This is a genomic window from Amycolatopsis sp. NPDC051372, from assembly GCF_040682095.1.
Lineage (GTDB): Bacteria > Actinomycetota > Actinomycetes > Mycobacteriales > Pseudonocardiaceae > Amycolatopsis.
Genome location: NZ_JBFBAF010000023.1, coordinates 32,142 through 51,125 on the forward strand (window position 1 = coordinate 32,142; position 18,984 = coordinate 51,125).

General features: G+C 71.8%; 23 protein-coding genes and 2 pseudogenes. 16 read left to right on the top strand and 9 right to left on the bottom strand.

Annotated elements, in window-relative coordinates; genetic code table 11:
- The first annotated feature begins 33 nt into the window (after window positions 1-33).
- The 6 genes and pseudogenes from AB0M56_RS31050 (at window position 34) to AB0M56_RS31075 (ending at window position 2,983) form a co-directional block, all read left to right on the top strand.
- Window positions 34-534 (top strand): VOC family protein, encoded by a 501-nt coding sequence (locus AB0M56_RS31050; protein WP_364182408.1) that lies wholly within the window; start codon window positions 34-36, stop codon window positions 532-534.
- Window positions 535-545: 11 nt separating this feature from the next.
- Complete coding sequence (locus tag AB0M56_RS31055; RefSeq protein WP_364182410.1) at window positions 546-1,232, top strand: GntR family transcriptional regulator; 687 nt, start codon at window positions 546-548, stop codon at window positions 1,230-1,232.
- A 67-nt stretch (window positions 1,233-1,299) separates the two neighbouring features.
- Window positions 1,300-1,527, top strand: a pseudogene (locus AB0M56_RS31060) (helix-turn-helix transcriptional regulator); the annotation flags it as partial.
- 254 nt (window positions 1,528-1,781) lie between these two features.
- On the top strand, window positions 1,782-1,997 hold the full coding sequence (locus tag AB0M56_RS31065; protein ID WP_364182787.1) for a cupin domain-containing protein: 216 nt from the start codon (window positions 1,782-1,784) through the stop codon (window positions 1,995-1,997).
- Window positions 1,998-2,086: 89 nt separating this feature from the next.
- On the top strand, window positions 2,087-2,644 hold the full coding sequence (locus AB0M56_RS31070; RefSeq protein ID WP_364182413.1) for an LLM class flavin-dependent oxidoreductase: 558 nt from the start codon (window positions 2,087-2,089) through the stop codon (window positions 2,642-2,644).
- A gap of 99 nt (window positions 2,645-2,743) precedes the next feature.
- Window positions 2,744-2,983: a hypothetical protein gene (locus AB0M56_RS31075; protein ID WP_364182416.1), complete on the top strand. Its 240-nt coding sequence runs from the start codon at window positions 2,744-2,746 to the stop codon at window positions 2,981-2,983.
- Here the strand turns inward: AB0M56_RS31075 and AB0M56_RS31080 are convergent.
- Entirely contained in the window at window positions 2,980-3,663 is a 684-nt protein-coding gene (locus AB0M56_RS31080) for a response regulator transcription factor (protein WP_364182419.1), read from the bottom strand. The genes AB0M56_RS31075 and AB0M56_RS31080 overlap by 4 nt on opposite strands.
- Window positions 3,660-4,457, bottom strand: coding sequence for a sensor histidine kinase (locus AB0M56_RS31085; RefSeq protein ID WP_364182422.1), 798 nt, complete (start codon window positions 4,455-4,457; stop codon window positions 3,660-3,662). Before AB0M56_RS31085 ends, AB0M56_RS31080 begins: the two co-directional genes overlap by 4 nt.
- A 129-nt stretch (window positions 4,458-4,586) precedes the next feature.
- On the opposite strand from AB0M56_RS31085, the gene AB0M56_RS31090 reads away from it, so the two are divergent.
- The gene (locus AB0M56_RS31090; protein ID WP_364182425.1) at window positions 4,587-5,294 is read left to right on the top strand and encodes an ABC transporter ATP-binding protein; all 708 of its coding nucleotides are present in this window, start codon (window positions 4,587-4,589) and stop codon (window positions 5,292-5,294) included.
- 14 nt (window positions 5,295-5,308) lie between these two features.
- Window positions 5,309-7,624: an FtsX-like permease family protein gene (locus tag AB0M56_RS31095; protein WP_364182428.1), complete on the top strand. Its 2,316-nt coding sequence runs from the start codon at window positions 5,309-5,311 to the stop codon at window positions 7,622-7,624.
- 39 nt (window positions 7,625-7,663) lie between these two features.
- On the opposite strand, the gene AB0M56_RS31100 is transcribed toward AB0M56_RS31095, so the two are convergent.
- Complete coding sequence (locus tag AB0M56_RS31100) at window positions 7,664-8,176, bottom strand: CGNR zinc finger domain-containing protein (RefSeq protein ID WP_364182430.1); 513 nt, start codon at window positions 8,174-8,176, stop codon at window positions 7,664-7,666.
- A gap of 101 nt (window positions 8,177-8,277) precedes the next feature.
- On the opposite strand from AB0M56_RS31100, the gene AB0M56_RS31105 reads away from it, so the two are divergent.
- From AB0M56_RS31105 to AB0M56_RS31120, 4 genes are all read left to right on the top strand, one after another.
- On the top strand, window positions 8,278-10,242 hold the full coding sequence (locus tag AB0M56_RS31105) for a Na+/H+ antiporter NhaA (RefSeq protein WP_364182432.1): 1,965 nt from the start codon (window positions 8,278-8,280) through the stop codon (window positions 10,240-10,242).
- A 47-nt stretch (window positions 10,243-10,289) separates the two neighbouring features.
- Complete coding sequence (locus AB0M56_RS31110) at window positions 10,290-10,454, top strand: hypothetical protein (RefSeq protein WP_364182435.1); 165 nt, start codon at window positions 10,290-10,292, stop codon at window positions 10,452-10,454.
- A gap of 103 nt (window positions 10,455-10,557) precedes the next feature.
- A complete protein-coding gene (locus AB0M56_RS31115) occupies window positions 10,558-10,992 on the top strand; it encodes a DUF6010 family protein (RefSeq protein WP_364182438.1) in 435 nt (144 codons plus the stop codon).
- A 115-nt stretch (window positions 10,993-11,107) separates the two neighbouring features.
- Complete coding sequence (locus tag AB0M56_RS31120) at window positions 11,108-11,278, top strand: hypothetical protein (protein WP_364182793.1); 171 nt, start codon at window positions 11,108-11,110, stop codon at window positions 11,276-11,278.
- A gap of 24 nt (window positions 11,279-11,302) precedes the next feature.
- Here the strand turns inward: AB0M56_RS31120 and AB0M56_RS31125 are convergent, their stop codons facing one another.
- Window positions 11,303-11,881, bottom strand: coding sequence for a helix-turn-helix domain-containing protein (locus tag AB0M56_RS31125; RefSeq protein WP_364182441.1), 579 nt, complete (start codon window positions 11,879-11,881; stop codon window positions 11,303-11,305).
- A 126-nt stretch (window positions 11,882-12,007) separates the two neighbouring features.
- On the opposite strand from AB0M56_RS31125, the gene AB0M56_RS31130 reads away from it, so the two are divergent.
- The 4 genes and pseudogenes from AB0M56_RS31130 to AB0M56_RS31145 all read left to right on the top strand — a co-directional run bounded on the left by AB0M56_RS31130 (window position 12,008) and on the right by AB0M56_RS31145 (window position 13,748).
- The gene (locus AB0M56_RS31130; protein ID WP_364182444.1) at window positions 12,008-12,742 is read left to right on the top strand and encodes an SDR family oxidoreductase; all 735 of its coding nucleotides are present in this window, start codon (window positions 12,008-12,010) and stop codon (window positions 12,740-12,742) included.
- 24 nt (window positions 12,743-12,766) lie between these two features.
- The gene (locus AB0M56_RS31135; RefSeq protein ID WP_364182447.1) at window positions 12,767-13,390 is read left to right on the top strand and encodes an NAD(P)-binding domain-containing protein; all 624 of its coding nucleotides are present in this window, start codon (window positions 12,767-12,769) and stop codon (window positions 13,388-13,390) included.
- Window positions 13,391-13,398: 8 nt separating this feature from the next.
- Window positions 13,399-13,501: pseudogene (locus AB0M56_RS31140) on the top strand (IS5/IS1182 family transposase); the annotation flags it as partial.
- Window positions 13,502-13,607: 106 nt separating this feature from the next.
- Entirely contained in the window at window positions 13,608-13,748 is a 141-nt protein-coding gene (locus AB0M56_RS31145) for a hypothetical protein (protein WP_364182450.1), read from the top strand.
- On the opposite strand, the gene AB0M56_RS31150 is transcribed toward AB0M56_RS31145, so the two are convergent.
- The 5 genes from AB0M56_RS31150 to AB0M56_RS31170 form a co-directional block, all read right to left on the bottom strand.
- On the bottom strand, window positions 13,745-13,975 hold the full coding sequence (locus AB0M56_RS31150; protein ID WP_364182452.1) for a hypothetical protein: 231 nt from the start codon (window positions 13,973-13,975) through the stop codon (window positions 13,745-13,747). The two genes, AB0M56_RS31145 and AB0M56_RS31150, sit on opposite strands and share 4 nt — an antisense overlap.
- A gap of 73 nt (window positions 13,976-14,048) precedes the next feature.
- A complete protein-coding gene (locus AB0M56_RS31155; protein ID WP_364182455.1) occupies window positions 14,049-14,888 on the bottom strand; it encodes a CoA ester lyase in 840 nt (279 codons plus the stop codon).
- Window positions 14,885-16,093 carry a CoA transferase gene (locus AB0M56_RS31160; RefSeq protein ID WP_364182458.1) on the bottom strand — a complete coding sequence of 403 codons (1,209 nt, stop codon included), beginning with the start codon at window positions 16,091-16,093 and terminating at the stop codon, window positions 14,885-14,887. Before AB0M56_RS31160 ends, AB0M56_RS31155 begins: the two co-directional genes overlap by 4 nt.
- Window positions 16,090-18,051 (bottom strand): SUMF1/EgtB/PvdO family nonheme iron enzyme, encoded by a 1,962-nt coding sequence (locus tag AB0M56_RS31165; protein WP_364182460.1) that lies wholly within the window; start codon window positions 18,049-18,051, stop codon window positions 16,090-16,092. Before AB0M56_RS31165 ends, AB0M56_RS31160 begins: the two co-directional genes overlap by 4 nt.
- Window positions 18,048-18,932, bottom strand: coding sequence for a ribokinase (locus AB0M56_RS31170; RefSeq protein WP_364182463.1), 885 nt, complete (start codon window positions 18,930-18,932; stop codon window positions 18,048-18,050). Before AB0M56_RS31170 ends, AB0M56_RS31165 begins: the two co-directional genes overlap by 4 nt.
- Window positions 18,933-18,984 lie beyond the last annotated feature (52 nt).

Consider the following 18,984-nt stretch of genomic DNA (forward strand, 5'->3'; position numbering starts at 1 on the left):
AAGCAAGCGAATGGATCCATTGGAGGTGTGCTCATGCCGATCCCCGGGGTGACGGGCGTCGACCACTTCGGCCTCACAGTGCCGGACCTCGACCAGGCCCACGAGTTCTTCACCGAGGTGCTGGGCTGCGAATACCTGTACCGGCTCGGGCCGTACGAGCACGACGACAGCTGGATGAGCGAGCACCTCGGCGTCGACGACAAAGCGGTGATGCGGCGCCTGCACTTCTACCGGCTCGGCGGCAAGGCGATCTTCGAGGTGTTCCAGTACGAGGCGCCGGAGCGCAACCCCGTGCCGCCGCGCAACTCCGACGTCGGCGGGCACCACATCGCGCTGTACGTGGAGGATCTCGACGCCGCGGTCGCCGACCTGCACCGCCGCGGCCTGCGTGTACTCGGCGAGCCGACCACCAGCAGCGGCGCGAGCGAAGGGCAGCGGTGGGTGTACTTCCTGTCACCGTGGGGCCTGCAGTGTGAGCTAGTGTCCTATCCGAACGGAAAGGCCTTCGACCACCGTCCGGAGGCGTTCGATTGAGAGGAACCGGCGTGGCCGTACCCGCGGGCGTGGCGAGCCAGCGCGTCGCCGACGAGCTGCGAGCGCGGATCCTCGACGGCCGCCTCGCCCCGGGCACGCGCATCATCCAGGACGAGCTGGCCGAGGAGCTGCGCACCAGCCGCCTGCCGGTCCGCGAAGCCCTGCGCATCCTGGAGTCCCGAGGGCTGGTGACCCTGCGCGCCAATTCCGGCGCGTGGGTCACGTCCATGGACGTGCGCGAGTGCGAGCTGTCGTACAAGATGCGCGAGCGGCTGGAACCTTTGCTGCTGGCCGAATCCGCGCCCCGGCTGTCCGATGAGGACATCGACGAGCTGGAGGCGCTCGAGGACCGCATCGAGCGGACCGACGACGTCGAGGAGTTCCTCGTGCTCGACCGGCAGCTGCACTGGACGGTCTATCGCCACCACGACGCCTACGACCTCGCCGCGATCCTCAACCGCTTGTGGGACACCACGCAGCACTACCGCCGGGCCTTCACGCGGCTGGCCGGGGAACGCCGCAGCTGGATCATCCGCGCGGAGCACCGGCTGCTCATCGAGGCGCTGCGCCAACGCGATCACGCGTCGGCCGAGCGCATCCTGGAGCTGCACATCCGGCGGACGCGCGTGGAGCTGGTGAAGCACCCGGAGGTGTTCGCGGTTCCCGTCCCGTCCCGAAGCGAGTTTAACGGTCACTGAACACCCGGCCTGGTGTCCACCAAGATTGAACGAAGGTGACCGCCTCGACCTCGAGGGAGGCGATGCTGTGCGACCGTCACAGGCGGCAGGCGATCAGGCGGATGTTCTCGCGGGGGTAGGGGGGCGGCTGCGGCAGGCGCGCACCGAGGTGGGCATCAGCGCCCGCGAGCTCGCGCGCAAGGCGGGCGTGTCGGTGAGCCTGGTGAGCCAGATCGAGAACGGCAAGGCCCGGCCCTCGGTCGCGTCGCTGTACGCGCTGGTGCAGCACCTGAACCTGACCGTGGACGAGCTGTTCGACCCCGCCGGCGAGCGGGCCGAGGCTCCGGAGCCGAAGCGCGGCCGGCCGGCCCTGTCTTCGAGCAACGGCGCAGCCGTGGCGGCCGGCGAGTTCTCGGTGCCGCAGAAGCTGATCAGCGCGCCGCTGGTGCAGCTGGGCGAGACCCGCGGCACGCTCAAGCTCGAAGGCGGCATCACGTGGGAGCGGCTCACGCCGCGTGACGTGCCCGGCGCCGACTTCCTCAAGATCACCTACGACGTCGGCGGCGCGTCGTGCCCCGAGGGCCGCGCCAGACGCACCCCGGACACGAGTTCGGGTACGTCCTCAGCGGCCGCCTCGGCGTCACCGTCGGGTTCGACACCACCGAGATCGGCCCAGGCGACTCCGTCTACTTCGACTCGGCCACCCCGCACCGGCTGTTCAACGCGGGTGACGAGCCCGCCGTCGGCGTCTGGATGGTGCACGCGCCGTTCGGCTCGCCGAAGTAAAGCCCCTCCCCGCGGAATGCTCCGTCTCGACAGTGGTCACTATCGATGATAGTCAGAATTCGTGACCACCTCGACCGGAAGGTACCGTCATGACTCGCCTGGCTTTCGGGTTCTCGCTCGTGCCGACCCTCGACGTCGGCGCGCATCGCGAGCTGGCGGTGGCCGCGGAGGAGCACGGGCTGGAGTTCCTGGGCATCCAGGACCACCCGTACGTGCCGGAGTACCTCGACACCTTCGTGCTCGCGGGCGCTCTGCTGGCCGCCACCCGCCGCATCCACGTGTTCCCCGACGTGACGAACCTGCCGCTGCGCCCGCCCGCGATGCTCGCCAAGGCCGCCGCCTCGCTCGACCTCACGTCCGCCGGGCGCTTCGAGCTCGCCGTCGGCGCGGGCGGTTACTGGGACGCGATCGAGCGCCTCGGCGTCGAACGGCGCTCGCGAGCCGAGGCCAACGCCGCGCTCGAGGAGGCCTTCGAGCTCATGCGGGCGATCTGGCGCGCCGACCGCCGGCCCCTCCACCACCGCGGCGTTCACTACACAGTGGACGGTCTCGTGCCCGGGCCCCGGCCCGCGCACCCGATCGAGCTCTGGACCGGTGCGCGGGGACCGAAGGCGCTGGCCCTGACCGGCCGAGTCGCCGACGGCTAGGCCGCGCCGATCCCGTCCTACCTGCCCTACGAGAAGTGGGGTCCGGCCCACGCGATCCTGGACGAGGCCGCGGCGGCCGCCGGCCGGCAGCCGTCGGACGTGCGGCGGATCTGCCAGGTCGTCGGCACGATCACCGACGCGCCCGGCACCCTCGATGTCGCCGCCGGCGCCGAACCCGTGCGCGGCGACGCGGCACAGTGGGCCGAGTTCTTGACGCGCTCGGCCACCGACCTGCCCTTCACGACGTTCGTCTTCTGGCCGGAGCACCAGACGATCGACCAGGTGCTGCGCTTCGCGCGAGACGTCGTGCCGGCGGTCCGGCAGGCGGTCGAGGGCTAAACCGGCGAGTCCCCGGGCGAGACCAGGCCGGTTTCGTAGGCCAGCACCACCGCTTGGGCGCGGTCGCGCAGGGACAGCTTCGCGAAGATGCGCGCGACGTGGGTTTTGATCGTCGCCTCGCTCAGGGTGAGGTCGGCGGCCAGCTCGGTGTTGGACCGGCCCCGGCCCAGCAGCGTCAGGACCTCGAGCTCGCGCGGGGTCAGCGCGGACAGGTCGCGGTGTGTCGGCGGAGCTGCCGCGGCCGGAGCCGGAGCGGCGGGCGCGGCGAACCGTTCCACCAGCCGCCGCGTGATCGAGGGTGCCAGCAGCGCGTCGCCGGTGTCGACGAGCCGGACGGCGGCCACGAGGTGTTCGGGCGTCACGTCCTTCAGCAGGAAGCCGCTCGCGCCGGCGGCGAGGGCTTGGTAGACGTAGCTGTCGAGGTCGAACGTCGTCAGCATCAGCACCTTGCAGCGCGGGTCGTCGGCCAGGACGCGGCGCGCGGCTTCGAGACCGTCCATGGCGGGCATGCGGATGTCCATGAGCACGACGTCCGGGTGCAGCTCCCGCACCAGCTCCACCGCGGCCACCCCGTCGGCCGCTTCACCGACCACGTCGATGCCGCCGGCCGTGAGGATCATGCGAAAGCCCGTGCGGACCAGGCCTTGGTCGTCGGCGATGACGACGCGCGGGGCGGTCACGAGCGCTCCAGCGGGATCCGCGCGCGCACGCGGAATCCGCCCCCGAGGCGGCGCCGCGCGTCGAGGTCACCGCCGAAGGCCGCGACGCGTTCCCGCAGCCCGAGCAAGCCACGCCCTTCCCCCTGCGAGGAGGACGCGGCGGCCGAACCGCCCGTGAGCACGCTCGGCCCGCTGTTCACCACCTCGACCCGCAGGTAGTGGTCGGTGTAGCGCACCGTCACCTCGGCCTTCCCCCCGTCACCGTGCTTGAGCGCGTTGGTCAGGGCCTCCTGGATGATCCGGTACGCCGTCAAGTCCACTCCGGACGGCAGCGACCGCGGCTCGCCCGACACGCGCACCTCCACCGGCAGCCCGGCGAACGCGATCCGGTCGACGAGCGGGCTCAGCCGCGCGAGGCTGGGCTGCGGCGCGAGGTCGGGCGGCTCCTCGCCGTCGGCGGGCGGCGCGAGCAGGCCGAGCAGGTTCCGCAGCTCCGTCATCGTGTCGCGGCCGGCGGTCTCGACCTCCCGCAGCGCCTCGACCGCCTGCGCGGGCTCGGTCTCGACCACCAGGCGCGCGGCGCCGGCCTGCACGAGCATCACGCTCACGTTGTGGCTCACGATGTCGTGCAGCTCCCGGGCGATCCGCGCGCGTTCGGCGTCGACCGCCTGCTGCGCGGCGCTTTCCCGTTCGCGCTCCAGCAGCCATCCGCGCTGCTGCAGCGCACGGGCGGCCGCGCGCCGCGCGCGAACCAGCCGCACGCCCAGCTCCACCGCGACCAGGCACGCCAATGCCGCGACCCCGAGTTCCCACACGCCCTGACTCTCCCAGGCCGCCGCGCCCGCCGCATCAACCCGGCGGCTACATCCCCAGGATGACCACGTTCGGCGGTTACCTCCCCGGACTGATGCCGCGGCGGCGACGCTGCTTCAGGATTGCGTGCTGTGACCAGTGACGAGAGCAGAGCGAACCCGGTGGTGCAGCTGATCGCCGTGCGCAAGGAGTACAGCGATTCGGTGGCCCTGGACGGGGTCTCGCTGGGGATCCGCGCGGGTGAGGCGGTCGCGGTGATGGGGCCGTCGGGCAGCGGGAAGTCGACGCTGCTGAACATGGTGGCCGGGCTGGACCGTCCGACGTCCGGGTCCGTCGTGGTCAACGGCGAAGACCTCGGCAAGCTGAGCGAGACGGGGCTCGCGCTGTTCCGCCGCAGGCGCATCGGCATGATCTTCCAGTTCTTCAACCTGCTCGACGACCTCCCGGCGCTCGACAACGTCGCTCTCGCCGCGCAGTTGACCGGGACTTCGGCCGCGCAGGCCCGCGCCCGTGCGCTGGAGCTGCTCGACGAGCTCGGCATCGCCGGGCGCCGCAACATCTACCCCGCGCAGCTCAGCGGCGGCGAACGCCAGCGCGTGGCCGTGGCGCGGGCGCTGATGAACCGGCCCGCCCTGCTGCTGGCCGACGAACCCACGGGCGCGCTCGACAGCCGCTCCGGCGAGCAGGTGATGGACCTGCTGCTCGACCTCAACCAGATCGGGCAGACGCTGCTGCTCGTCACGCACGACGAGCGGCTCGCGAAGCAGTGCGCCACGCGTGTGGTCCAGGTCGTCGACGGCCGGATCGCCGCGACCTCGGGTCTGGAGCGCTCGTCGTGAGCGCGGTGTGGCGGGTGGCACGCGCCGCCGTCCGGCGCCGGCGGGTGCAGACGGCCGTGATCGCCGTCGTGGTCGCGGTGTCGACCGGCACGATCGTGCTCGCACTCGGGCTGCTGGTGTCGGCGTCGGGGCCGTTCCAGCGGGCGCACGCGGAGCAGAACGGCGCGCACCTCGTCGTCGCCTACGACACCACGCGGGTGTCGGGCGAGCAGCTCGCCGCCACCTCCGCCCGGCCGCGCGTCGAGGCGTCGGCGGGGCCGTTCGGGCAGGTCACGCTGGATACCGCGAAGAGCGTCGCGGCGCGGACGGGCAGCCTGACCACGGTCGGGCGCGCGGACCCCGAAGGTGCCGTCGACCGGCTGGACGTGTGGGCGGGCCGGTGGGCCACCGCGCCCGGGGAGATCGTGCTGAAGTTCCCGCGCGGCTCCGACGACTTCGTGCCGCTGGGTTCGCGGATCGAGATCCCGGGCAAGCCGGTGCTCACCGTCGTCGGGTTCGCGTATTCGGTGAGCGCCTCCGCCGACGCGTGGGTGACACCGGCGCAGCTGACAGCGCTGCAGCCGACCACCGCGCAGGTGCTCTACCGCTTCACCCACGCCGCCACGGCGGCGGAGGTCGACGCGGGCCTGACTGCGGTGACAGCCGGGTTGCCGGCGAGGTCCGTGCTCGGCGAGCAGTCCTACCTGACCGTCGAGGAACGGCTCGACTCCGACGTCGGCCCGTACGTGCCCTTTCTGGTCCCGTTCGGCATCCTCGGGCTCGCGGTGGCCGTGCTGATCGTCGCCAACGTGGTGAGCGGCGCCGTGGTGTCCGGTTTCCGCGACATCGGGGTGCTCAAGTCGCTCGGGTTCACGCCGAACCAGGTGATGGCCGTGTACCTGCTGATGGTGCTCGTACCCGCCACCCTCGGCTGCGTCGTCGGGACGATCGGCGGCAATCTCGTCGCCAAGCCAGTGCTCGCCGACGCGTTCAGCGCGTTCGGCGCGGGCGACGCCGGGATCGACTCGTGGGTCGACGCCGTCGCGCTGGTGGGCTTGCCGCTGGTTGTCGTGCTGGCGGCACTGGTTTCCGCACTGCGGGCCCGCCGGCTGCCGGCGACCGCGGCGATCAGCGCGGGCAGCGGGCCCCGGTTCGGCCGCGCGCTCACGGTCCAGCGCCGGCTCGCCGGCACCCGGCTGCCACGCTCGGTGAGCCTCGGCCTCGGCGTCCCGTTCGCCCGCCCGGCACGCAGTGTGCTGACGCTGGCGGCGATCGTGCTCGGGGTCATGACGGTGACGTTGTCGATCGGCGTGACGCTGTCGGTCAACGCGTACAACACCGCGATGCGGCCCGCGCACCCCGATCGCGTCGAGTTCCTCGCCGGCCTGACCGACGGTCTCACTCTGCCCACCGACGTACCCGGCCCGCACCCGGACGCGGCACTCACCGACCCCGCCGACGAGGCGATGCTGCGGTCGCTGCCCGGTTCCGCCCGGGTCGCCGCTTCGGCGACGCGCACCGTGCATCTGCTCGGCAGCCAGGAGGACCCCTCGGTCATCTTCTCCCGCGGGGATTCGGCGGCGCTGGGACCGGAGATCCTCGACGGCCGGTGGGCGGCCCGCGCCGGGGAAGCCGCCGCGCCGTCACGGTTCCTCAACCAGCGCGGGCTCGCCCTCGGCGACACGATCACGGTGGAGCTGGGCGGAAACCGCACGCAGCTGACGTTCGTCGGGGTCACGCTGACCAACAACGACCAGGCGATCTACGCCGACTGGGCGACCCTCGACGTGCTCGCGCCGGGCACCCGCGCGGAGACCTACGACGTGCAGCTTGCTCCCGGCGCCGACCACGAGACGCTCGTGAACGCGGTGCACGCCCGCGACCCCGGGCTGGAGGCCGCTCCCCCGCGCGACGGCACGTCTTCGCAGGCCGTGCTCCTGGTCGGCAGCGCGTCGATCCTGACGCTGGTGCTCGCGATCGTCGCGGCGCTGGGCGTGTTCAACACCGTGGTGCTCAACGCGCACGAACGCCGCCGCGACCTGGGGATGCTCAAGGCGATCGGGATGACGCCGCGCCAGGTGACGGTCATGATGGTCACCTCGATGGGGGTGCTGGGCGTGGTCGGCGGGCTGCTCGGGCTGCCGCTCGGCTTCCTCGTGCACCGGCTTGTCGGGCCGGCCATGCTGCGCGCCGCCCAGTCGGACGTGTTCGGGTTCGTCATCGACGTCTACCGCGCGCCGTTGCTCGTCGCGCTGGGGCTGGCCGGGATCGTCATCGCCGTGCTGGGTGCGCTCATCCCCGCCGGGCGCGCGGCTCGCCTGCCGATCGCGACGGTGCTGCACAACGAATGAAGCCCTGGAGCGGGCCCGGTCGCCGGGGGAGGGCCCGCTTCAGTCCACTTCGGACTGTTGGGTGCGGCGGTAGTGCCGGCGCGCCTTGAGGCGGTTGCCGCACGTGGCCATCGAGCACCAGCGGGCGGTGTTGGCCTTGCTGTGGTCGATGAGGAACAGTCGGCACTCCGGGTTGGCGCACGGGCGCAGGCGGCCGGACTCGCGCAGGCCGTCCCAGGTGAGGACCGCGCGCGCCGCGGCGGCGTGGCCCGCGGGGGCGTCCAGGGTCCAGCCGATGCCGTCCGCGCCGAGGGTTGCGAGGTAGCCGACCCCCTCGACGAACCGCCCGACCGACGACGGTTCCGCGTCGCCGCGCACCACGTCCTGCAGGGTCGCGCGCAGGTCGAGCAGGGTGCGCCACTCCCCCTCCGTCGCGGGTTGCCCGTGGGCGGACAGCCAGCGCAACCCATCGTCCGCGGCCTCCAGGTCGTCGTGTGGTGCGCCGTCGACGAGTGCTGTGGTGTTCAGCAGATCGAGGACCAGGGTCTCGTCTTTCTGTACCGCTCTCTCCACCGCACTGCCCTCCGATTTACCTAACCCTCAAATTCCCTCTTGACAGGTTAGTTCTACCATGTTTGAGTTCTAACTACCACTAGCGACTTTAAGGGTTAGACATGAACGTGACGCCGATGCACCCGCGGACCAGCGAAGCCATGTCGATGTCGGAGATGAGCCAGTCCGAGATGGCGATGGGCCGGATGTCGATGTCCGGGCCGTCGTCGAGCCCGCTGCGGACGTTCCTGCGGACCGAGTCCGGCAGCGCCGGGATCCTCGTCGCGGCGATCGTGGCGGCCCTGGCCTGGGCGAACCTGGCGCCCGGCGCGTACGACGCCGTGTGGAACTGGGTGCTGAGCGTGCAGATCGGGCCGCTGAGCGCCGCGTTGCCGGTGCGCGACTGGGTCAACAGCGGCCTGATGACGCTGTTCTTCCTGGTGGTGGGGCTGGAGGCGCGGCGCGAGTTCGACCTCGGCGACCTGCGCGAACGGCGCCGCCTGATCCTGCCCGCCGTCGCCGGGCTGGCCGGCATGGCGGTGCCCGTGCTGATCTACCTGGCGCTCAACGGCGGCGGGCCCGGCGCGCACGGCTGGGGCGCGGCGATGTCGACCGACACCGCGCTGGCGCTGGGCGTGTTCACCGTGGTCGGGCGCGGTGCGCCCGAGCGGATCCGCACGTTCGTGCTCACCGTGTTCGTGGTCGACGACATCGTGGCCCTGGTGGTCATCGCGCTGGCCTACAGCGGGCATGTGGACCTCATGGCCGTCGGGATCGCCGCCGCCGCGTACGCCGGGGTGCTGGCGAGCCGCAGGCTCGACTACCGCTACCGCAAGCCCGTGTTCACCGCGCTGGCGCTGACCGTGTGGGGCGCACTGCTGACCAGCGGGATCGACCCGGTCGTGGGCGGTCTGGCGGTGGGACTCGCGACGTCGGCGTACGTGCCGAAGCGCGACTCGCTGGAGGAGGCGACCACGCTGGTGCGCCTGTTCCGTGAGCAGCCCACCGCGGAGACGGCCAGCTCGGCGAGCAAGCGGCTGAGCGCGACGCTGTCGGCCAACGCCCGGCTGCGCCACGCCTTCCACCGCGTGACGAGCTACGTCGTCGTCCCGCTGTTCGCGCTGGCCAACGCCGGCATCACCGTGAACACCGAGGTACTGGCGAGCGCGGTCACGGCACCGATCACCGTCGGGATCTTCCTCGCCTACGTGCTGGGCAAGCCCGTCGCGGTGTTCGGCACCTCGTGGCTGCTGACCCGCCTCAGCGGCGGCGCCCTGCGGCCGCAGGTCGGCTGGGCCGGCGTGCTGAGCGGCGGCGCGATGGCGGGCGTCGGGTTCACCGTGTCGCTGCTGATCGCCGACCTCGCCTTCACCGGGCGGGAGCTGGCGGAGGCGAAGCTCGGTGTCCTCGCCGCGGCGGCGGGCGCGACGCTGCTGACCTTCCTCGTGCAGAAGGTCACGGCCGCGCTGCCGGAAGAAGTGCGGACCCGCGCGCTGCTCGGCGACGCTCCCCTGCTGACCGACCTCGTCGCTCCGGTCGACCTGAGCCGCGACCACGTGCGCGGGCCGGAGGACGCCGCGGTGACCGTGGTCGAGTACGGCGACTTCGAGTGCCCGTGGACCGGCATGGCGGCGCCGACCGCGCGCGAGCTGCTGGCCGAGAACACCGACATCCGCTATGTGTGGCGCCACCTGCCCCTGCACGACATCCACCCCCACGCACAGCTGGCCGCCGAGGCGGCCGAGGCGGCGGGCGCGCAGGGCGCGTTCTGGCCGATGCACGACCTGCTGCTGGGCAACCAGACCGACCTGCACTTCGACGCCCTCGTCGGCTACGCCGAGCAGCTGGGCCTCGACGTCGACCGGTTCCGCGACGACCTGCTGCGCCGCCGCTTCGCCGGCCACGTCGAGCGGGATGTCGAGTCGGCCGACCTCAGCGGCGTGGCCGGGACCCCGACGTTCTTCGTCAACGACCAGCGCCACGACGGCCCGCAGGACCTCGCGACGCTGACCACCGTGATCACCGGCGCCCGCACCCGCGCGGCCGCTTTCGCCCCCGCGGCGGCGTTCGAGACCGCCGCGGCCTGAGCACCGTCCACAAGAGACCTGTCCACTCGGGACACCCGGAGGAAGTCATGTCCACTCACACCAGCACCAAGACCACCGCCCCGGCCGAGATCGACACCACGGGCGCGCTGAGCCCGGCGCTCGGCCTCATCCCGGGCATCTACGTCACCCGGCAGGGCGCTCGGCTGCCCCTCTGGCCACGCCGTCGACATGCCGCGCCGAAGCCGCGCTGAACCCGGTACGCAGCAGCGGATTCCCGTCGGTTGGCGGGAATCCGCTGCTGTCTGGCACGGAGGCCGGTAGTGGGCGCGCTCCGGGCTTCCTAGCGTGACGACCATGACCGAAGTGCTGCTGCCGATCGCGATCGGCCTGGTGTACGTGCTGCACTCGTCCCTGATCCCCGAGCCGCAGCGGCGGAAGTTCAACGCCCTGATGGTCGCCGGCGCGGGCGCGGCCTACCTGTCCGGCGGCGGGCTGGGAGTGTGGGAAGTGGTGTTCTGCGCCGTGCTGACGCTGGTCGCCTTCCGCGGGCTGGACTCGTGGACGTTCATCGGGATCGGCTGGCTGCTGCACACGGCGTGGGACGTCGTCCACCACCTCAAGGGCGCGCCGATCCTGCCGTTCGCGGCGGACTCGTCCTTCGGGTGCGCGCTGACGGACCCGGTGATCGCACTGTGGGGCTTCACAGGCGGGCGCAGTCCCTGGGCGTGGCTGCGCCGGAAGGCTCCGGCTTTTTCCCCAGCCGAAGTCGATCGCCCGTCCGCCCGTTGATCGTCGTCAGGCGGTCGAGGCGGTGGCTGTCGCACCGGGCTCCGTGGCGGGACCTGCCGGACCAGTTCGGGAACACGGTGTTCAAGAACTTCGACCGGTGGGCTGAAGCCGGCGTGTGAGCGAGTGCTACCAGGGCCGCAACGTCGTCGAGCGGTGCTTCAACAAACTCAAGCAACGGCACGGCATCGCGATGAGGTCAGACAAGACCGCCCGTGACTACCACGCCGCCCTCTGCCTCGCCGCCACCCTCCACCGGCTCAACACCGGGTTCAGCAACACGGCTTAACGCGGACAACTTCGACTTCTGCAGTCACCGCCGGGCTGTCGCGGGGATGGCGTTGCCGATGAGGACGGCGGCGATGGCGGCGGCGGTGGTGAACACGTCGGTGTCGAGGACTCGGGTGCGGGCGGCGGCGCCGTCCAGGAGCAGCGCCAGTTGCTCGCCGAGTTGTTCGGGATCGGTGGCGCCGGCCTCGCGGGCGGTTTCGGTGAGCCGGGCGGCAAAGGCTTTCTTGTAGTCGCGGGCGTATACGCGTGCCGGGTGCCCCGGGTCGGGGATTTCGACGGCCGCCTGGATGAACGGGCACAGGGGCGCGTGCACGTCGAACACGGCAAGGAGTCGTTCGCGAGGTGTGAGGTCGGTGCGGTCGAACACTTCGGGCAGGATGTCGGGATCGAATCGGTGCAGGCATTCGGCGATCAGCTCGTCCTTGCCGGCGAAGTGCTGGTAGAGCGTGCGTTTGGATACCTCCGCCACCGCGCAGAGCTGGTCCATGCCGGTGCAGTTGATGCCCTGATCGCGGAACAGTTGTTGCGACGCGCTGAGGATGCGCTCTCGTGCGCCCCTGCCGCGGCGCAGTCCTCGCGGCCCCTTCTCCAACTCTGTCACGTGCCCAGCGTAGCCCACTTCGGTACCGATCGGTGTGCATAGCTTGCACGCCGCGCGCCTGTTCGATACGTTAAGTACGCAGATCGGTGTACATAACATCGGCACAGCAAGTGAACTGGAGTGGTTGTGGGAAAGCTCGATGGCAAGGTCGCGGTGATCACCGGCGGATCCACCGGCATGGCACTGGCCGGCGCCAAGCTGTTCGTCGAGGAAGGAGCTCACGTCTTCATCCAGGCTCGGCGGCAGGAAGCATTGGACGACGCCGTCAAGCTGATCGGCCGCAACGTCACCGCCGTGCAGGGTGACGCAGCCGACCTGGACGACCTGGACCGCTTGTACGACACCGTCAAGCGCGAAAAGGGCTCGATCGACGTGCTGTGGGCCAGCGCCGGGACGGGCGAACCCGCCGTCCTCGGCGAGATCACCGAGGAACAGTTCCACCGCGCCTTCTGGCTCAACGCGCGCGGCACCCTGTTCACCGTCCAGAAGGCACTGCCACTGATCAACGACAACGGGTCGATCTTCATGACCGGATCCAACGCCTCACTCGGCGCCTTCCTTGGCTGGAGCCTCTACGCGGGAAGCAAAGCCGTCCAGCAGGCTTGGGCCCGCGTCTGGCTCAACGAACTGCGCGATCGCAATATCCGGGTCAACGTCCTGACCCCCGGCCAGGTCGCCACCGCCAAACAGGAAGAACTGTTCGACGAGGCCACCAAGGCCGCGTTCGAGTCCCTCATCCCCCGCGGAGAGATGGGCCGCCCCGAAGAAATCGCCACCGTCGCCCTTTTCCTCGCCTCCGACGACTCCAGCTACGTCAACGGCCTGGAACTCGTTACCGACGGCGGCGCAACCGCCATCTGACCCACACAGAAGAGAGCACACGTCATGAGCAGCATCACCCTCATCGGTACGGGAAACATGGCCCGTACCATCGGCACGCTCGCGGTGGCGGGCGGCAACACCGTCGAGGTGATCGGCCGCGACGCGGCCAAATCCGCGGCCCTGGCCAAAACCCTCGGCGGCGGCGCCACGGCCGGGACATTCGGTGCCGCCCCGGCCGGCGACATCGTCGTCCTCGCGGTGCTGTTCGACAGTGCCGTGCCTGTCGTCCGCGAGTTCCGGGACGCGCTGGCCGGCAAGATCATCGTCGACATCACCAACCCCTTCAACGCCACCGGCACCGGGCTGGCCGTCCCGCACAACACCTCCATCGCCCAGAGCGTGGCCGAGGCCGCGCCCGCGAGCGCCCATGTCGTGAAGGCGTTCAACACCCTTTTCCGCCACGTCCTGGCCCAAGGCGGCCCCGCGGACGTGTTCATGGCCGGCGACGATGCGCAAGCCAAGGCGAGCGTGTCAACGTTCATCGAGAGCCTCGGACTGCGCCCGCGGGACACCGGCGACTTGAGCATGGCCCACTGGGTAGAGGGAGCGGGCGTGTTGACGATGGGCTTGGCCCGCTACGGCGTGGGGAACTTCGACTTCTCCCTCGGCATCAACAACCTCGGCTGAGTCCGGCGGGTCGGACGCGGCCGGGCACGTACCCGGCCCGACCGCGTCCGCGGCGACAAGGCGTATTCCTCCCGCGCGATCCGCAGGCATCTGCGTGCTCGCGGCATTGTCGCGGTGATTCCCGAGCCTGTCGATCAGGCCGGGCACCGCGAACGTCGGGGGTTCTCGTGGTGGCCGCCCACCCGCGTTCGACTCGGTCGATTACCGGGGCCGCAACGTGATCGAACGTCGCTTCAACCTGCTCAAGCAATGGCGTGGTCTGGCCACCCGCGACGACAAGCTCGCCATCGTTTACCGATCCGCGGTCGTCCTGCATGCCGTGGTCACCTGGACCACGGCATTGTCAGACATTCCCTAGTCGCTGCGGCCACGCAGTGTCAGCACCACGCGGAGCACGTGCTCGACGGCCGAGGGGAAGATCGCCGCGCGCAGCTCACCGCGCGTGGCGAGGTTCTGCGACGCGAACTCCAGCATGCGATCGGGTCCCAGCCGCCGGACGACCAGCGCCGCGATCTCCTCCAGTTCGAGGTCGGGGTTGTCCAGGCGCCGCAGCGCGAACTCGACCACGAGCTCCTCGTCGGTCATGGCCCCTCCCTCCGGACTCGTCGATGCCCAGAGTAGTCGAAGACGGGGCGGGCTTTCCTGTGTTCGAGATCGCTTACGCCGGGTCCGGCTGGGCCAGCGCCAGCACCGTGCGTGCACGCTCGACCATCGCGACGTCGAGGAACGTCCCGTCGGCCAGCGCGATCGCTCCAACCCCGGCCGCCGTGGCGTCGGCGACGCGCGCGACGACTTCGCTGGCCCGCGCCACCTCCTCGGCGCTCGGCAGGAACGCGGCGCGGATCGTGGCGAGCTGGCCCGGGTGGATCGCCGTGCGCCCGCGGAACCCGAGCGCGCGCCCGGCCCGGCACGACGCCGCGAGCCCGTCGAAGTCGCGCACGTTGGTGTAAGCCGACATGGCCGGCGGCGCCAGCCGCGCGGCCCGCGCCGCCACGATCACGCGGCTGCGCGCCCACGTGAGCCCGGCCTCGTCGTCCACACCCAGGTCCGACCGCAGATCCGCCTCCCCGAGCCCGATCGACGCCACCTGCGGCGACGCGGTCGCGATCTGCAGCGCCCGCTCCACCCCCAGCGCCGACTCGATCAACGGATGCAGCTCCCGCCCCGGCAACGCCGCCGCGAGCGCCAGCACCTCCTCGGCCGCCTCCACCTTCGGCATCCGCACCCCGACCGCCACCGGCAGCCCCGCGAGCGCCGCGACGTCCGCCTCGTGCCACGGCGTACTGGGGTGATTTACGCGCACCTGCACCCGGCGCCCCTCGGGCAGCCCGGCCAGCAGCCGCACGACGTTCTCGCGCGCCTCGGCTTTGTGCGCCGGCGCGACGGCGTCCTCGAGATCCACGAGCACCACGTCGGCCTCCGACGCGAGCGCCTTCTCCACCCGATCGGGCCGGTCGGCCGGGGCGTAGAGGAAGGTCAACGGCGGGGTGGCGCTCATACCGCTCCCCCCGCCCGAAGTTCGGCGATGCGCTCGGCCGAGAAGCCCAGTTCCTTGAGCACGGTGTCGGTGTCGGCGCCGTGGGGGCGGCCGGTGAAGCCGATGACTCCGTCGTTGCCGGAAAGGCGGAAGAGCGGGCCCTGCATGAGGATGGGGCCGAGCTCGGGGTCGTCGATCTCGTGGATGGTGCCGAGGGCGCGGAACTGGGGGTCGGCGACGATGTCGGCGGCGTCGTAGATGGGGGCGACGGCGGCCTGTGCCTCCTCGAACGCGGCGACGACCTCGGCGCGGCTGCGCTGGGAGATCCAGCCGCCCACGGCGTCGTCGAGCTCGTCGGCGTGCTGCGCGCGGTCGGCGCCGCGGGCGAACCACGGCTGGTCGGCCAGGTCGGGCCTACCGACGAGCCGCACCACGCGTTCGGCCACCGACTGCGCGGAGGTGGACACGGCGACCCACTGCCCGTCGGCGGTGCGGTAGGTGTTGCGCGGCGCGTTGTTGATGGACCGGTTGCCCGTGCGCGGCTGCACCGTCTGAAGCTGGTCCCACCGCGTGATCTGCGGGCCGAGCATCGCGAGGATCGGCTCGATGATCGCGGTGTCCACGACCTGCCCGCGCCCGCTGGTGGCACGAGCCGAAAGCGCGACCATGATCGCGTAGGCCGTGGCCAGGGAGGCGACGCCGTCGGCGAGGCCGAACGGCGGGAGCGTCGGCGGGCCGTCCGGCTCGCCCGTGGTGGCGGCGAACCCGCTCATCGCCTCGGCGAGGGTGCCGAAGCCGGGGCGCGAGCGGTACGGGCCGAACTGGCCGAACCCGGTCACGCGCGCGAGCACGAGCCGCGGGTTGCGGGCGGAAAGCTCGTCGTAGCCGAGGTTCCAGCGTTCCAGGGTGCCCGGGCGGAAGTTCTCGATCACCACGTCGGCCTCGCCGGCCAACGCCAGGAACACCTCACGGCCACCTTCACTGCTGAGATCCGCGGTGATGGTCCGCTTGTTGCGCCCGAGCGTTTTCCACCACAGGTTCACCCCGTCTTTGGCGACGCCGTGCGTGCGCGACGGATCGGGGCGGCTCGGGTGCTCGACCTTGGTCACCTCGGCACCCATGTCACCCAGGTGCATCGCGGCCATCGGGCCGGCGAAGAGCGTGGACGCGTCCACCACCCGCAACCCGGCCAGGGCGCCACCGGCGGAATCCCGCGACGTCGTCATGCCGTCACCTCCCAAGCGCAGCGGAACCCGACCGTCGCGGCGCGCGCGAGACCCAATCCGGGCAGCAACAGCTTCACGCTGACGTCGGGGGCGTGGCGGCCGCCCTCGATGTACCACTCGGAGCCCTCGGCCCGGTAGTCGCTGCCGCCTTTGAGCATCACGAAGCGGGTCCGCCCGTCGGAGTGCTCGCTCTCGGTCCAGTTCCACACGGCAGGCTCGCCGCGGCTCAGGCCGCCGGTCTCCCCCGCCAGCTGCCACTCGTCCTCGGTGGGCAGCCGTCCGCCGCGCCACGCGCAGTAGGCGCGGGCGTCGTCGAGGTCCACAAAGGTCACGGGCTCGTCGGGATCGCTCGGCACGCCGTCGATCCAGTGCGCGAGGAACCGGTGCCCGTACGCGGGCCGGTAGCCGGTGGCGGTGAGGAACTCGGCGAACTGCGCGTTGGTGACCTCGGTGGCCGCCACCGCGACCGGGGTCGCAAGCGAGCCGTCACGCTGGAGGGTGCGGGCGTCGTGCAGCCGCGGCGGGAGGGGCTTCCACTCGTCGACGTAGGGCGCGCCCTGGTACATGCCGGTTTCGCGGGCCTGGTAGCGGACGGTCAGCACGTACGGCCCGGCCGGCACCGTGACGGCGTCGCCTTCGGGCTCACCCTGTGTCCTTTGTGGACTGATCCGTTCCGCGACCCGGTGCGGGAAGCGGGAGTGGCCGTCGTGGGGCGCGGACTTCACCGCGTCGAGCAGTTCCGGCAGCCACACGGGTTCGGGAGTGCCGTCGGCCAGGTGCAGCACCGCGCCGATGCCCCGGGCGGGCACGCCACCGAGCAGGTCGAGGACCTTGCCGGGCCCGGCGGGCAGCAGCTCACCGGTGTAGTCCGTCTCGCCGCGGTTGACGAATGTCCACAGTGTCACACCGTCGAGCTCCCAGCTGGACGCGTAGACGCCGGCGGCCTCGGCCTCGGGCGTCAGCTCGGCAAGCGGGGTCCACTCGCCGCCCAGCAGCAGGTCGCCGGCCGCGCGCTGCACGGTCACCATGCGCCGCGCGGTCGCGGCGTCGCGGGCCGACCAGCCGACCCACACGCCGAACACGACTTCCCACACCATCACGCCGACGCCGTTGAGCCACGCCGACTGGAGTTCCTCGGAGTGGTCGCGGTGCCAGCGGCGCACGTGGTGCTGCATGTGGCGCCGCTCGTACCAGTGCGCGCGCAGCACGCCGGGCACGGGCGAGTCGGCGAAGAAATGTGCCCACGACGCCGTGTGGTCGGCGATGCGCTCGACCGGCAGCTTCGACTCGCCCTCCAGCACAATCCCGGGGCGCGCGGCTTCGAGCCGTTCGACGAAGCCCGGCTCGGCTTTCTTGAGCGTGTCGAGGAAGACGCCGTCGGCTTCGAAGTCCGCGACGAGGGCCGCCAGCTCGGTGAGGTCGTCCGCGCCGCGGCGGGTGCCCACGTCCCACGGGTTGTAGTCCACGAACACGTGCAGGCCGGCGTCGTGCAGCGCCGTGACGAGCTCGGCCAGGCCGGGGACGTCGCGGTAGTAGTCCCACTGGTTGCGGTCGTCGAGGCCGATCACGGGGTAGGCGTGCCAGAGCACCACGGCGTCGAGGCCGCCGAATCGCTCGCGGGCGTCGGCGAGGAACCCCTCGGGCGTGAACTTGTGCTCGGCGAAGGAGTACAGCAGCTCGTCCCACAGCCAGACCTGCGCGACGGTGTGGCACCGGGCGGCCCACGCGGCGCCGGTGCGCTCGTAGGCCTCGCCGTTGTAGTCGTGGCGACGGCGGGAATCCTCGCGCCACTCGCGCAGGCGGGCGCGCCACGCGGGCCGGTCGGCGGGGTCGCTCGGCGCGGCGAAGATCTTGGCTTCGTCGAGCGCCGCGAGCTGCTCGGCGGTGAGCGGGGTCAGAGCGACCTCGGCCGGCCGGTCGATCGGGCGCGGCACGAGCGGGTCGAACGGGGTGGTCATCGCACCTTTTCTCCGGCCGCGAAAGCCGCGACCTCTTCAGCGGTGGGAACGGCGCCCTGCGCACCGGGCCGCGTGACGGCGAGCGCGCCGGCCACGCACGCGATCCGCGCGGCGTCGGCGAGCGCCCGGCCCTCGGCGAGGCCCGCGGCGAGCACTCCGCAGAATGTGTCGCCGGCCCCGGTGGTGTCCACTGTGGTCACCCGGATCCCGGGCACTCGCACGGGTTCCCGGTCGCGTTCGGCGACGAGGCAGCCGTCGCCGCCGAGCGTGACCACGACGGCGGGCACACGGCCGAGCAGGGTTTCGAGGCCGCCGAGGTCGGCGGCCTCGTGCTCGTTGACCACGAGCACGTCGAGCGCGGCCCAGACGTCGGCCGGCAGCTCCCGCGACGGCGCGGCGTTGAGCACGAGCAGTGCGCCCGGCTTGCGCGCGGCCGCGGCGGCGCGCACGACCGCGAGCGGGATCTCCAGCTGTGCCAAGACCACGTCGGCCGCCGCGATCCGCGCGGCTTCCACCTCGCCGATCCGCACGCGCTCGTTCGCACCCGGCGCGACGACGATCGCGTTCTCGCCGTCCGGCGACACGGTGATGAACGCCGTGCCCGTGGCCGCTTTTGTCCGTGCGACAAGGTCGGTCCGCACACCCGCGCCGCCCAGCGACAGCAGGATCAGGTCCCCGGCCTCGTCCTCGCCGAGCGCGCCCACGAACGTCGTGTGCGCTCCCCCGGCCAGCGCGGCACCCACCGCCTGGTTCGCACCCTTGCCGCCGGGGCTGCGCCGCAGCCGCCCGCCGAGGATCGTCTCCCCGGCCCGCGGCGGCCGCGGCGCGTCGACGACCAGGTCGACGTTCGCCGACCCGACCACCACGACACTTCCCCTCATGACACACGCTCCCGGCAACCCACGATCCCTGCCGGGACCGCGAACCGGCGCG

Coding starts and splice junctions, on each gene's coding strand:
- AB0M56_RS31070 (WP_364182413.1), top strand. CDS start 2,087: ATGACTCGCCTGGCTTTCGGGTTCTCGCTCGTGCCGACCCTCGACGTC.
- AB0M56_RS31115 (WP_364182438.1), top strand. CDS start 10,558: ATGACCGAAGTGCTGCTGCCGATCGCGATCGGCCTGGTGTACGTGCTG.
- AB0M56_RS31165 (WP_364182460.1), bottom strand. CDS start 18,051: ATGACCACCCCGTTCGACCCGCTCGTGCCGCGCCCGATCGACCGGCCG.
- AB0M56_RS31160 (WP_364182458.1), bottom strand. CDS start 16,093: ATGACGACGTCGCGGGATTCCGCCGGTGGCGCCCTGGCCGGGTTGCGG.
- AB0M56_RS31155 (WP_364182455.1), bottom strand. CDS start 14,888: ATGAGCGCCACCCCGCCGTTGACCTTCCTCTACGCCCCGGCCGACCGG.
- AB0M56_RS31110 (WP_364182435.1), top strand. CDS start 10,290: ATGTCCACTCACACCAGCACCAAGACCACCGCCCCGGCCGAGATCGAC.
- AB0M56_RS31170 (WP_364182463.1), bottom strand. CDS start 18,932: ATGAGGGGAAGTGTCGTGGTGGTCGGGTCGGCGAACGTCGACCTGGTC.
- AB0M56_RS31050 (WP_364182408.1), top strand. CDS start 34: ATGCCGATCCCCGGGGTGACGGGCGTCGACCACTTCGGCCTCACAGTG.
- AB0M56_RS31150 (WP_364182452.1), bottom strand. CDS start 13,975: ATGACCGACGAGGAGCTCGTGGTCGAGTTCGCGCTGCGGCGCCTGGAC.
- AB0M56_RS31135 (WP_364182447.1), top strand. CDS start 12,767: ATGAGCAGCATCACCCTCATCGGTACGGGAAACATGGCCCGTACCATC.
- AB0M56_RS31105 (WP_364182432.1), top strand. CDS start 8,278: ATGAACGTGACGCCGATGCACCCGCGGACCAGCGAAGCCATGTCGATG.